Below are 13,013 nucleotides of genomic sequence, written 5' to 3' on the forward strand. Positions count from 1 at the left end.
GTCCCGTGCATCCTGAGGAGGATGCGCGATTTCGGTGCCTTTCCAAACCGTTTACGTCGCGCGTCTTTGGTCTGTTGCGAAGTCGGATAGAGAAATATCGCAGGATACCGAAGCATGATTACCGTCGCGGGTTCCGAGCATGCCAACGCCATGTGGCATCAGTGTGAGTCCGGCTGCGTGTCTTACCCCGCCATTTCGAGGTGCTGTTCTCGGGTAGTGCGCGCACGCGGGGCAGTTTCAGCGTTCGTGTTAAAGCGTGCGGCCTGTTCCGCAAGCGCCAGCACCTCACTCGATAGAGTCCGCGCAGCAGCGGAGGTTTGCTCCACCATAGCGGCGTTCTGCTGGGTCGAACGGTCCATCGTGCCGATGGCGGCGTTGATCTGCGACACAGCGGTAGATTGAGCTTGGTTGTCATCGGCGATGCGTTTGAGCAGGCCATGCACTTCCACGACATCTGTCGAAATGTCGGCGAGTGCGCCGTCGACCCGTTGCACCAAGCCGACTGCCGTAACGATACCGGCCTGCGTCGCGGTAAGCTGTTCACGGGCCCGGCCGGCCTCCTCCTCTGCTCGCATTGCCAGCGCTGAGACGAGATCGGCAACCACGGCGAAACCGCGGCCCGCGTCCCCGGCGCGGCCGGCTTCCACTGCGGCATTCATGGCGAGGACGCGGGTCTGGAAAGCGATCTTGTCGAGCCCTTCGATCACGTCATCGATGTCCTTGGCGCTGTCCGACACGCGGGTCATCGCCTGCACCGCTTCTCCGGCAACGGTGCGGCCATTACCGACGCTGGCGATGGCGCCATCGGCACGTTCCACGGTGCGAATTGCCGATGCGGCGGTTGCTTCGAGCCGGGTATCCATCTGCGCCACGGAGGCGGAGGTTTGTTCGAGACTGGCGGCGTTCGATTCAGTGCGACGCGCTAGGTCTTCGGAAGCGTGCGCGATCTCGCCCGACCCGGTGCTGATCCTGGCCGCACTTTCGCTCACCGCCGCGATCAGCGTGCGCAAGCCCGCCAGTGCGGCGTTGAAGTTGGTCTTGAGTGCAACATAGGATTGCGGGAAGTCGCCGCGAATCTCCGCGGTGAGGTCGCCGCGGTGGAGCGCCAACAGGCCGCTGCTGAGCGCAGCCGTTACTTCCTGCTGTTCGGCGGCGGACCGGGCATCCTGCGCCGTGCGCGCGGCCGATGCCGAACGGAACTGCTCCACAGCATCGGCGATGCGGCCCAGTTCGTCGCGGCGGCCGCGGTGCGGCACGGTCGCCTGTTCCCCAACCGCGAGCCGTGCGGTTACGTCCGACACCTCCACCAACGGGCGGACCACCTTGCGGAGCAGCGTGTAGGATGCGGTGACGATCAGCACGAGCAGCAGCGCTGCCAGACCGCAAAGCCAGATCAGCGCCGTCCGCAGCACCGCAGCAGCCTCGACTTCAAGCGCAGACTGATAGGTAGTGGCGGTCGTCACCAGTGCGTCCACCTGCTGGCGGTGCGCGGTGTAATAGCCGGTCAGAGTTGCATAGCTGCGGTCGGCCGCAACCCGGTCGCCGCGTTGAACCGCGGGAAGGTAGTTGCTTTCGAGTTCATGCCAGAAGGCGGCAGCGGGGGCGTGGGTGGCCTCGGTGACACCCCGTTTTAGCTCGGGCGCAAGGTTTGCTCCGACCCAGTAATTATGACGGGTCGTATAGTCCGCGTGGAGCTTTTGCAGGCGGGTTCGTACCTCCGCTATCCGTTGCGGCTGTTCACGCAGCAACATGACCTCCAGATAGGGCTCGATCACGTATTCCGGCGGCGGAAGGACGTCAGCGATCAGATCGGCCGCCTGTTGCGACTTGACCTGCATGTCACCCCCCATGCGGATCGCGTTAACCCTGGTTGCTGCCACCAGGGCCGCAACCAGCAACAAAGTTATCAACGCCGCCGTTCCGGCGCGTACCATGTTCGCGATCGACATATGCTTCGTAGGCCCGTTTCAGTAATATTTCTACAATCATAGGAGGATCGAGTCAGGGAGCGGGCACTGTTGGCTATTTAAGTGCTTATTCGACGGTTCAGCATCCAGCATCCAGCGACCGCGAGTGAGCGTGCCGGCTTGCGCCGTCCCGTGCATCCTGGGAGGAATGCGTGATTTCGCGCGAACTAAAAAATGCGCTTCGCTGCCCTCTGCTGGCAGCGGAGCTTTAAGAATTCGTTCCTAAAAAAAGACATGAATGGCCTAGTCTAGTGAGCAGCATTGACCAGTGTTTGGTCAGTTGGATGTATCAACGCGTGAACACCGCGTTATTTTTTCGGTGTCGTAATTGTTGAACGTGACAACCCTCGAAGATTTGTGGGTGGACGGACCGTTCTCTCGGGCGGCTTGATTTTAATCCTGGATCGCCAGTCCGTCGCTGCAAGGACGTGCGCCGATGAGCTTTCAATGAGTGATTCCGATACTGCTTCGTCTGATAGAATTTCCTCACACTTTAGCTTGAAGCTTTCGTAAACAATGTCAGCTTTGTCTATGAATGATCGAACTGGGTTGGTCGCTGGAGTTTCGCCTAATTCGCCCGGAGTGTCGAGGCCGGCGTAAAAGTAAAGTTTGAATGATATAAGGCCTGGTCCAGTATCATTAATCCATCTTAGTACTTCTATCTCTTTTTTAATTGGGCCCCAATGAGTAAATCCAAAATCTACAACGGCATTAGGCATTCTAACTTCAATATCTCTAATATCCGCTGACGCGCCTAGCTTTATTCCGACATCATGCTTTCGATTAGAAAGAAATGCCATCTCTCTTATGATATTATCACCACCATTCCCTGGAGGAATTGGGTCGAGGAATGAGAGAATACTGATCAATTTCTGGAAAGGGCCGGGGACCTTTTTAAGGTAAACATTTAGTTTATCAAGGTTTTCTGCCCAAGGGTACATCACTCTTTTTGTGGGGTAACCTGTTGTCTCGTAAGCGGCATGAAGTACTTGGTCAAAAGAGCTGCGAGCCAATGTCAAGCTTGGTTTATATGCCGTCGGAAATCAGACGGGATATCTTCTAACAACCTGACTTTTAGGATATTAGAGCCCGATGCGGGATCTCGTTCTACAAACTGCTCAGTATGGGCAGGATTTAGAAAAAAACCGGATATTGCGGCCTCCGGCTCATCGATCGATTGACGAGCCCATCTGACGGAATCGAAGGCTGGCTCGAACAGATCATTTGATCTTGTCATGTTTATTTATGCCTCACTGACAACGCCGCAGTATTTCATTGCGTATATTGAGCGGTGAAAAACTGCAGGTCAACCGACGTCATTTAGAATCAGTTCTATTTGTGCCGCTTAGCACCTGAACAGACCACATTACGATGCCGGCTAATTTTGGATTCAGCTCCGCCCAATTTTTGAACACACGTTTGCGCTGCGAACATGATGTGGGCTAGGCGGGGGGCCTGCGCCTTTTAGATGCGTAATTCAGCGCGATTTTAAAACACGCATGTCGGCCTTGCTGAAGCACCCCAGGTGCGGCAATCTGCATCCAATCCATGCGCTCGAAACCGCCCCTTAGGGCTAGGTTTTCCGGTCCTCTGCGGCACATCGCAAACTGCATCGAAAGCCACCTAAAAAGCTTGCGGGCGAGGCAGGGGTTCTTGCGCTGTATTTGGGGTAGAAGGGCCGAGGGGGACGTCGGGCCGCCCCCGCGGGTCGGGGAGGGCGGGACGATGATCAGGTTGCTCCGATGGCTCGAGCTGGTCGTCCCGACCGGCGTATGCGTAACCGATCTGTTGAGCGGACTCTATGGGATGATCCGGCTGTTCCTCGCGTGAGGCGAGGACCTGATCGAACCGGCGCCAGACCATGTCATAAGTGAGCTTGCCGCGCGCACGGCTCAGTTCGATCATGAGGTCGACGCTGAGCGGCACGCCTACCTCGCGACAGATCCCCGTCAGGTACGTCCGCGCATAGGTCTGGCGTGTATCGTTCTCCATGCTGTGGGTGATGGAACCGAAATCGTCGATGACGATCTGCCAGAATCCATCGAACACCTCGCGGTTCGCCGAATTGCTCGGCGCACGGCCTGCGCAAAGCCGCCGCGCGGCGCTGAGGCCGGTTGCTCGAACCAAGAGATCAAGGCGTGGACCGGTCATACGACCGACAGCGAGGTCGCGCGGTACACTGCAGCGGCTGATCAGCGCACGCTTTCAGACACTGCCGCAGACAAGCTTTTGGCTAACCTTGCGGAAAGGTTAGCCAAAGATGCCGCTAAGGCGTTAAATTAGGGGGAAATAAATGAAGTTTGGTGCACCCGACTGGATTCGAACCAGTGGCCTCTGCCTTCGGAGGGCAGCGCTCTATCCAGCTGAGCTACGGGTGCCGGATGGCTCGCCTAGCAAAGCGTGGCGGGCTGCGCCAGCCGTTTTCATGCTGATCGCTGTCGCGCTGTGTCGGTCGCGCGCGTATTAGTCGCACGAGACGGTGATATGCATCCGTTAGACCTGTGCAAAACGCGTCATGACTCCGTATTTGGCATACTTGGCAAGCTCGCCGTTCCGCCCGTGCTCTTGCCCCGCTCCTTGGGCCGCGGCGTCTTAGGTTTGTAATTGCACAGGTCGTTGACGATGCACCGCCAGCATTCGGGCGTCCGTGCCTTGCAGACATAGCGGCCGTGCAGGATCAGCCAGTGGTGCGCGTGCAGGCGGAACGGCTGCGGCGTCGCCTTGTCGAGTTTCAGTTCGACCGCGAGCGGGGTCTTGCCGCGGGCGAGGCCGGTGCGGTTGCCGACCCGGAAGATATGCGTGTCGACCGCGAACGTCTCCGCGCCGAACGCGACGTTCAGCACGACGTTGGCAGTCTTGCGACCGACGCCCGGCAGCCGCTCGAGCGCATCGCGGTCGTTGGGCACTTCGCCGCCATAGTCGTCGATCAGCATCTGCGAGAGCGCGATGACGTTCTTCGCCTTGGTGTTGTAGAGCCCGATCGTCTTGATGTGCCCCTTCAGTGCATCGAGCCCGAGCGCGACCATCTTCGCGGGCGTGTCGACCTCGCGGAACAGCGCGCGCGTCGCCTTGTTGACGCCGACATCGGTCGCCTGCGCCGATAGCGCGACCGCGACGACCAGCGTGTACGGATTGACGAATTCGAGTTCGGTCTCGGGATGCGGATCGGCCTCAGCCAGCCTCGCATAGAATTCGACGACGTCGGCCTTTTTCACCGCGTTAGAGACCGAGCACGTCGCCCATCCGGTATCGACCGGCGGGCTGTCCGGCGAGCCAGATCGCCGCCTGCACGGCGCCGCGCGCGAAAATCGACCGGTCATCGGCGCGGTGGTTGAGCTCGATCCGCTCGCCTTCGCCCGCGAAGATCACGCTGTGGTCGCCGATCACCGACCCGCCGCGCACCGAGGCGAAGCCTAGCGTGCCCTCGCTGCGCGCACCGACCAGACCGGCGCGGCTGTCGACGCGGAGTTCCGCCAGCGTCGTTCCGCGCCCCTTCGCGGCCGCCTCGCCGAGCAGCAACGCGGTGCCCGACGGCGCATCGACCTTGTGGCGGTGATGCATCTCGACGATCTCGATATCCCAGTCGGCACCGAGCCGCGCGGCGGCATCGCGGACCAGGATGTTGAGCAGCGTCACGCCGAGCGAGGTGTTCCCGGTTTGCAGCACAGCGATGTCGCTGGCGGCGGCATCGATCAGCGACTGGTGCTGCGGTGACAAGCCGGTGGTGCCGATCACGATCGCGGTGCCTGCGGCGCGTGCCGCGGCAAGATGCGCCTCGATCGCGGACGGAGTCGAGAAATCGACCATCACGTCCGCGAGCTTCGCGATCGCGTTCGGGTCCTCGCCGGCGTCGACGCCGCCGGCCAGCGTCGCGCCGGCGCTCTCGATCGCGTCGGCGATCGCGCGGCCCATCCGGCCGGCGCTGCCGTAGATGCCGATCGCGGTGGTCGCGGACGCGGCGGGGCGGTTCGGGCGGGCGGAAAGCGTTGTCGTTTGCATGCCGCCGCCCTGCCACAAAACCGGCCGCCGGGGCAGGTGGTTCTGCCTGTTAGCGGTAAATTAGTGCGCGGCGCGCTGCTCGGCGAGGAGCGCACGGACCAGATCGAGATCGCCGGGTTTGTCGACGTCGACCGCCGCGAGACCGTACGGCGTCGCGACCGCGGCGGCGTTCAATCCCGCCATCCGGCCGAGATGCGCAACCGCATCGACCAGCGTCAGCCTGCCGGACAGATAGCGCAGCGACGTGCCGACGCCCAGCCGACGAACGATCCGCCACGGCCGTTTGCGATCCGCCTCGACCTGCGCCCAAAGATCGAGCGCAGCGATCGAGCGCGGGGTGGCGAACTGGAACAGGTTGCAGCCCGACCAGGCGCCATCGGCGAACCGCAGATAGGTGCGTTTGGTTCCCGGCGCCGCGCGTTCGATCACGTCACGCCGCGCGAGCAGGACCGCGACGTCGGCACTCGGCGGCGCATCGGCCCGGAACCGGCGAATCCAGTCGGGGTGGAGGAGGGCGTGGTCGGCGGTTGTCACCATCAATGGCGTGCCCAGCGCGGCGATGCCCTGGCGCACGCTGAGGCTGGGGCCGTTGGCGGCGGTCAGCACGGTGAGCCCCAACGCGGTCGCCTCCGCGCGGACCGCGTCGTCGGATACCGAGACGGCGATCCGCGTCGCTCCCGCATCGCGCAAAGCCCGCGCGACACGCGCGAGCAACGTCTCGCCCTCGAGCACGATCAGCGCCTTGTGCGAAACGCCCGCATACCCCGCGACGGGATCGACCCCGCCGCGCGATCCCGCCAGGATCAACGCACTGAACCCCTCGCTCATGCAGGGTTCGCCCGCGCGCGCCATACCCGCCAGAATATGCCGGGTGCCGCGAGGATCGGGTGCTTCTCTCGCCACGGGGTCAGGGGCACCGCGATCCCGGTATGGCGCTCGACCTTCCACAGCCCGTATTGCGCAGCGCCCTCGAAGGTGAACGCGGCCCGGACCAGCCGCGCGACGTTGATCGGTTTGCCGGCCCGGCGGCGGCGGCGCCAGGCACGCAACAGTCGGTTACGGCTCTCGGTGGAAAGGCTCGGGCGCAGCACGCCTGCGTCGTCGGCGAACGCGATCCCGTCGGCGGTCCACGCGAGCGGCAGCAACCGAGCGTAGCGGTCCGGATCGAAGCCGAGAATCTGCCCCTCGCGTCCCTTGCGTTCGACGCGCAGTTCGGCGGCGTAGGTCTGGCGGAACAGCGCGCGCCAATAGTCGTCCGCCGTACCAGCGTCCGGCCCGAGCGCCGCCGCGAACCGGGCCGCGGATTTGGTGGCCTCGCCGATCGCCGCGGTGACCGCATCAGCGGCGCTGGAGTCGCGCGCCCAGACCAATGCCGACGGTTGCACGAACCGCGTCCAGATGGTGGTATCGAGCGATTTGGCCGCGGCGGCCTTTGCAAACGTCGCCATCCGCATCGTCGCGATTTTCGCGCGCAGCGTTTCGCCCGACATCGCGAATTCGCGGTAGCTGACGGTCGGCCAGATACCCCGCTCGGGCGGACCGGCGGTCAGCACGTAGAAATCGAGCACCCCTTCGGTCGCGCCGGTCCGCAAGTTGGACCCGTAGAACAACACCGCGACGACATCGGCATGGGCGGCGAGAATCTCGGCGATATCGCGTACCGGCTGGATCGTCGGGACCGCCAGTTGACGCCGCACGACGTCGGCCAGCGCGCTCAAGGGACGACGAAGCGGAGCGGCTTGCCTTCGCGCACGGTCAGGTCGCCACCGGGATAGACTTCGCCGTCGAGGATGAACCCCGAGCCCATCGACAGGTCGAGCGACGCCGAATCGATCCGGTGATAGCCCGCACGATCGAGCCACGCGGCCGGCGATCCGGTCACGATCAGCGGTGTCGCAGCGGCCAGCCAGCGCGGCGGGGCGTCGACCACCAGCGTCTTCAGGCCTTCGCGCGGCGTGCCGAACGGCCGGATACCGACCGGCATGTGCTGGAGCGTCGACGCCAGCATCAGATACCGCGCACGATCGGTGTCGGCATTGGCGCCAGCGGCGTAGGCTGGTGCCGCGCCACCCTGATACCGGATCCGCATGCGATCGCCCGCGCGCCATGCGCTGTTGGCACCGCCGAACAGCGTCTGCAGGATCGCCCAGCACAGCGCCAGTCCGACCGCGACGCCGTTGAACGCGCCGGCCCGGTGGGTGCGCTGCGCCAGGGCCGTCGCGTGCACGAACGCACCGGCCCCGAACAGGAAGCCGTGCAGGCGGGTGCCGTCGGTCTTGCGCACCACCTCGATCGGGCTGCGGACCTTGACGGTCCCGTCGCGCGCCGCGGTCAGCGCCTGATCGAGCGTCCAGTCGTCGGGAATGCCGAGATCGAGCGCGAGCGCATTGGTCTTGCCCGACGGAACGATCGCGACGCGCGGGGCGGCACCGGTCCAAACGCGGGCGGCCGCGGTCAGCACATCGCGGATCGTGCCGTCGCCGCCGTCGATCACCAGCAATTCGATGCCGTGGCGCGCGAAATCGGTCAGTACTTCGGCGAGTTCTGCCTGCGTGCGCGGCGTCACCGCGAGCACCGTGCCCGACAGGAACGGCTTGGTCGCCTCGACGCTGCTGCGGTTGCGATGGCTTTTGGGATTGCAGATGATACCGGTACGGATCTTCGCGGCGGCCTCGCGCGGGGTCACGCCGTACCGATCGGCGACGGCCGGATCGAACAGGCCGTCGGGCCGCCATGCCGGCGGTGCCGGTGGCGAGAGCGAAGGCCCGCTGAATGCATTGAAGTTCGAAACGACATTAGCCACGATAGTAGATACCCGTCGCGGCACATAACCGCTACAAATTTGTGTCAGGAAGATTTCCGTTCAATGTCTGTGAACGGGGTTTAGTTCATCGACGATACCGCATCTTCATCCGCACGGTCGTGCCCGAGGCGGGCAGGGCGGTGCGGACCGACGCGAACGATGGCAGTCCGATCGACGTCGGAGCGTCATTCGAAAAGCCGAATCCCTCCTTCGGCACGAACAGCGTCCGGTTGAAATCATGATCGCTGTTTTCGTCGTGATATTGCGCGATGGCGTAATAGCCGGGCTTCAGCCAGAAACAGGCGTGTGGGCTCGCGGCGGATACGCGCGCCCGGACGAGCTTGCCGCCCTTCGCCAGAAACCGTTTCTTGTCATCGGGATACACCGTGAAGGCGACCTCGCCGACGGCGTTGTGCATCGTCGTCGCTTCCAGGATCAGCCTGGCGTTGCCATTGCCCGGCGTACCTTGGCAGCTCTCGGCCGCCTGCGCCTGGATCGGCGCGAGCACCGCCACCGCGGCCAGGATCATAAGGAATAAAGGGTTCATCGACAGACTAAGACCGGGTAAAAGTGGCGATACAGCGGCGCGCTGATGACATTTACGCCGTGAACGCAGCCTTTATCGCCGTCTTTGTCGCAGCATGGGGTGCAACGGCATGCGCCGTCGAGCCATGCTGACTAAGCCGTTTCTGCCCCGACGCGCGGCGTGCGGGTCATTCGCGCGGCGGCAAATCCGAGCAGGATCGCGACTGCCACCGAGCCGACGCCGACCGCCGCGGCGATTCCCGTCGAACCATAAGTCGGCATCAGCGCGAACGCCGCGACGAACAGCAGCAGCACGCCCACCGCGCGGATTGCGAAGACGGTGCCGGCGCGGTGGAGCGCGGTCATCACCGTATCGAGGCTGACCGTGGCGAGGTCGAAACAGCCCGCTGCCGCCAGCCACAGCAGCACCGGATAGGCATGGCCGAACGACTTGCCGCCGACGAGCTTTAGGATCGGCTCGCCGACCAGCGCGACGATCGCCAGGATCACCAGCGCCGCGGCGGTACTCGCCAGCATCGTCCGGATCAGGATACGGCGCAGGCGCGACGGCTCGGCAGTCCGCACCGCGCGGACGATCTCGGGGAAGGCGGCGCGTGACAGCATCTGCGACAGTTTGGCCAGCGCCTGCGCCAGCTGAGTCGCGAGCCGGAACGCGCCGGCCGCGGCGGGGCCGATCGACGCGCCGACCAGCAGCAGCGGGATCTGCTTGCTCGACAGGCCCAGCGTCGCACTCGCGTTGGTGCTCAGCGAGAAGCGGACGATGCCGGGGTTTTCGTCGCGCACCTGCCGCCACGGGCCCCGGCCGCTCGCGAGCAGGCGCAGATCGCCGCTTTTCGCGACCATGATCCAATAGGTCGCGGCGGTGACGATCTCGGCGAGCGCCCAGGCGAGCATGAAGCCGCGGATCGTCGGTTCGAAGATCATCGCAGCGCCCGCGCCGACGAAGCGCATGATCGGTGTCATGCTGTCGGCGACCGCGGACAGCGAGAATTTGTCGCGCAACCGCAGGATCCCCAGCGGGGTCGAGCGGATCGTGATCAACTGCACCACCGCGAACATCAGCGTGTCGCGCATCAGGTCGGGCGGGATGCCGAATCCGTCGCTCCACGCGAACAGGATCGCGACGGTCAGTCCGGCCCCGACCAGCGCGCTGCACATGTCGAGGATCGCCGACAGGCGGAGCAGCCGTGCGAGCCGCGGCGTGTCGCCGTGCTGGATCGGCTCGACGCCATATTGGACGATGATCTGCCAGGTCTGGAACCCGACGAAGGTCGCCAACGCCTGCGCGGCACCGGTGATCAACGCGAACCGGCCGAAATCGACGACACCCAGCGTGCGCGTCGCGAAGCCGAGATAGAAAAGCGACAGGATCGCGAGAACGCTGCGGCTTGCGAGCAGCCAGCCGAGATTGCGCGCGGCCGCCCGGAATATCCCGGTCGTGCCGGCGCGCGCCGACGCATCCGCCGGAGCCGGAGAAGGAGCGGGGTCCTGAACCATCTGCGACCGGCCCCTAGAGTGCGGCGACGACTGCGGCAAGATGCGCGCGGGCGGAGCGCGCAGCCGGGGGCAAAGCGCGCAGCGGGGCAGAGGTGACAAAGCGGCGGGCGGCTCCTAGACCGCGCGCGATCGGGCGGCGGTGCCGCCGTCATGCGAGGGATCGTTCGTCATCTGCGGAATTGCCGGCCTTTACGCGCGAGGTAGCGCTGCCGTTTCGCCCCGCCTCGTCACCGCGCCGCTCATTACCGCGCAGTGCGACGCGATCTTGCACCGCGGGCCCGACGACCAGGGCGTGATGACCGATGGCGATTTCGGCTTCGGGATGCGCCGGCTGAGCATCATCGACATCGAGGGCGGGCATCAGCCGTTCCATTCGCCCGACCAACGCTACGCGCTCGTCTTCAACGGCGAGATCTACAATTTCCGCGAATTGCGGCGCGAGTTGCAGGCGCTGGGCCGCGTGTTCGAGAGTGCGGGCGATACCGAGGTCATCCTCGCCGGCTATGAGCGCTGGGGCGACGACGTCTGGGCAAGGCTCGACGGCATGTTCGCGGTCGCGGTGTGGGATACGCATGCCCGCCGCCTGACGCTGGCGCGCGATCCGATCGGGATCAAGCCGCTCTATTACACCGATCAGGCCGCCGGGTTCGCGTTCGGTTCCGAGCTGAAGACGCTGACGCTGCTGCCCGGCATGGCGTTCGACGTCGATCGGCGCGCACTCCACGATTATTTCAGCTTCGGCCATGTCCGCACCCCGCGCTCGATCTACGCGCAGGTCCGCACGCTGCCGCCGGGTCATGTGATGACCGTCGAGGCGAGCGGTCCGCCGACGACGCGCGCCTATTGGACGCCGGCCTATCATCCCTCTGAACCCAGGTCCGAGGCGGCGTGGATCGAGCGCTTCCGCAACGAATGGCTCGACACGATCGGCAAGCAGATGGTCGCGGATGTCGATGTCGGCGCATTCCTGTCGGGCGGCGTGGACTCGTCCGCGGTGGTCGCGGCGATGGCGCAGGTCTCGGATCGCCCGGTGCGCACCTTCACGATCGGCTTCCCCGACCCGCGCTTCGACGAATCGCCGCATGCCGAGGCGATCGCGCGGCATCTCGGCTGCCACCACGTCACGCGCACCCTGGAACTCGCAGACGCGCAGGCGATGCTGCCTGAGGTTCAGCATTGCTATGACGAGCCGTTCGCCGATCCCTCCGCGGTGCCAACCTGGTACGTCAGCCAGATCGCCGCGCAGGAGGTGAAGGTCGCGCTGTCGGGCGATGGCGGTGACGAGCTGTTCTTCGGCTACAAGCGCCACGCGACCGAACGGCGGATCGGTGCGCTGCCGGCCCCGCTGCGTCGCCTGGCACGCGCGCTGGATGCGGTCCCGACTTTGCCCTCACGCCATGCGAACGCAGTGCTGCAACGCTGGCGGAAAACCACCGGCAGCGCCGCGCTCCCGAACGGCATCGCGCGGTTCTTCGCCAAGACGCAGATCACCAACGAAGCCTTCCGCCGCGAGATATTCTCGGCCGAGTTCATCGCCGAGGAGGAGGGCGGGATCGCCGCACTGGTCGCGGAATATTTCCCCGATGCGGACGCGATCTCGACCGACACGCTCGAGCAGTTCGGTCTCGCCGACCTAGCGCTCAATCTCCCCGGCGCGATGCTGACCAAGGTCGACCGCGCGAGCATGGCGCATTCCTTGGAGGTGCGCGTGCCGATGCTGGGGCAGGGCATGGTCGAGCTCGCGTTGTCGATGCCCGCCGACATGAAGCTGCACGGCAAGATCGGCAAATACGTGATCCGCCAGGCGATCGCGCCGTGGCTGCCGGAAGGGATTCTCGACCGCCGCAAACAGGGCTTCCAGATGCCGCTGGCCGCATGGTTCGCCGGCGATTTCGGCGCGTATGCGGAGCAGCTGTGGCGCGACAGCGGCGTGCGGGAGCAAGGCATCTGGCGCCCCGGCGCGGTCGACAAGGTGTTCGCTGATCACCGTGCGGGAAAACGGGATTACAGCCGCTTCCTGTACGCGCTGGCGATCTACTGCCTGTGGTGGATCGGGCGGCCCACCTCTCTTTCCGTTCGTGCTGAGTAGCGACCGAGTAGCTTTGCAGAAGCGTATCGAGGGCGCGTATCGAAGCATGGGTTCCGCGCGCCAACCTGTCCTTCGATACGCCCTCTCGATACGCTGCAAGAGCAGCTACTCG

The 13,013-nt window shown here is 64.4% G+C and carries 11 protein-coding genes and 1 tRNA gene; 1 reads left to right on the top strand and 11 read right to left on the bottom strand.

Features of this window, described 5'->3' with window-relative positions:
* Positions 1-182 precede the first annotated feature (182 nt).
* From C8J43_RS15080 to C8J43_RS15135, 11 genes are all read right to left on the bottom strand, one after another.
* Positions 183-1,949, bottom strand: coding sequence for a HAMP domain-containing methyl-accepting chemotaxis protein (locus C8J43_RS15080; protein ID WP_243645595.1), 1,767 nt, complete (start codon positions 1,947-1,949; stop codon positions 183-185).
* 326 nt (positions 1,950-2,275) lie between these two features.
* Positions 2,276-2,986 (bottom strand): hypothetical protein, encoded by a 711-nt coding sequence (locus C8J43_RS15085; RefSeq protein ID WP_133031629.1) that lies wholly within the window; start codon positions 2,984-2,986, stop codon positions 2,276-2,278.
* 604 nt (positions 2,987-3,590) lie between these two features.
* On the bottom strand, positions 3,591-4,118 hold the full coding sequence (locus C8J43_RS15090) for a hypothetical protein (protein ID WP_207893417.1): 528 nt from the start codon (positions 4,116-4,118) through the stop codon (positions 3,591-3,593).
* A 150-nt stretch (positions 4,119-4,268) separates the two neighbouring features.
* Positions 4,269-4,345 (bottom strand) — tRNA-Arg (locus tag C8J43_RS15100).
* 135 nt (positions 4,346-4,480) lie between these two features.
* Positions 4,481-5,182: an endonuclease III gene (nth, locus tag C8J43_RS15105; protein ID WP_133031631.1), complete on the bottom strand. Its 702-nt coding sequence runs from the start codon at positions 5,180-5,182 to the stop codon at positions 4,481-4,483.
* Positions 5,183-5,186: 4 nt separating this feature from the next.
* Positions 5,187-5,966, bottom strand: coding sequence for a 4-hydroxy-tetrahydrodipicolinate reductase (dapB, locus tag C8J43_RS15110; protein ID WP_121903572.1), 780 nt, complete (start codon positions 5,964-5,966; stop codon positions 5,187-5,189).
* 60 nt (positions 5,967-6,026) lie between these two features.
* Entirely contained in the window at positions 6,027-6,794 is a 768-nt protein-coding gene (locus tag C8J43_RS15115) for a nucleotidyltransferase family protein (protein ID WP_133031632.1), read from the bottom strand.
* Positions 6,791-7,684, bottom strand: a complete 894-nt coding sequence (locus tag C8J43_RS15120; RefSeq protein WP_133031633.1) for a hypothetical protein — start codon at positions 7,682-7,684, stop codon at positions 6,791-6,793. The genes C8J43_RS15115 and C8J43_RS15120 overlap by 4 nt, the downstream gene beginning before the upstream one ends.
* Entirely contained in the window at positions 7,681-8,769 is a 1,089-nt protein-coding gene (locus C8J43_RS15125; RefSeq protein WP_165899643.1) for a diacylglycerol kinase family protein, read from the bottom strand. The genes C8J43_RS15120 and C8J43_RS15125 overlap by 4 nt, the downstream gene beginning before the upstream one ends.
* A gap of 85 nt (positions 8,770-8,854) precedes the next feature.
* Positions 8,855-9,316, bottom strand: a complete 462-nt coding sequence (locus tag C8J43_RS15130; RefSeq protein WP_133031635.1) for a DUF2141 domain-containing protein — start codon at positions 9,314-9,316, stop codon at positions 8,855-8,857.
* A gap of 131 nt (positions 9,317-9,447) precedes the next feature.
* Positions 9,448-10,812, bottom strand: coding sequence for a lipopolysaccharide biosynthesis protein (locus tag C8J43_RS15135; protein WP_133031636.1), 1,365 nt, complete (start codon positions 10,810-10,812; stop codon positions 9,448-9,450).
* A gap of 139 nt (positions 10,813-10,951) precedes the next feature.
* Here C8J43_RS15135 and asnB point away from each other — a divergent pair, with 139 nt between their 5' ends.
* A complete protein-coding gene (asnB, locus tag C8J43_RS15140) occupies positions 10,952-12,901 on the top strand; it encodes an asparagine synthase (glutamine-hydrolyzing) (protein ID WP_243645596.1) in 1,950 nt (649 codons plus the stop codon).
* The last annotated feature ends 112 nt before the right edge of the window (positions 12,902-13,013 follow it).

This window comes from Sphingomonas sp. PP-CE-1G-424, from assembly GCF_004341085.1.
Classification (GTDB): Bacteria; Pseudomonadota; Alphaproteobacteria; order Sphingomonadales; family Sphingomonadaceae; genus Sphingomonas.

Excerpts from the sequence above, each read along its gene's own strand:
- C8J43_RS15130 (WP_133031635.1), bottom strand. The coding sequence starts at position 9,316 with ATGAACCCTTTATTCCTTATGATCCTGGCCGCGGTGGCGGTGCTCGCG.
- C8J43_RS15080 (WP_243645595.1), bottom strand. The coding sequence starts at position 1,949 with ATGTCGATCGCGAACATGGTACGCGCCGGAACGGCGGCGTTGATAACT.
- C8J43_RS15135 (WP_133031636.1), bottom strand. The coding sequence starts at position 10,812 with ATGGTTCAGGACCCCGCTCCTTCTCCGGCTCCGGCGGATGCGTCGGCG.
- C8J43_RS15090 (WP_207893417.1), bottom strand. The coding sequence starts at position 4,118 with ATGACCGGTCCACGCCTTGATCTCTTGGTTCGAGCAACCGGCCTCAGC.
- C8J43_RS15115 (WP_133031632.1), bottom strand. The coding sequence starts at position 6,794 with ATGAGCGAGGGGTTCAGTGCGTTGATCCTGGCGGGATCGCGCGGCGGG.
- dapB (WP_121903572.1), bottom strand. The coding sequence starts at position 5,966 with ATGCAAACGACAACGCTTTCCGCCCGCCCGAACCGCCCCGCCGCGTCC.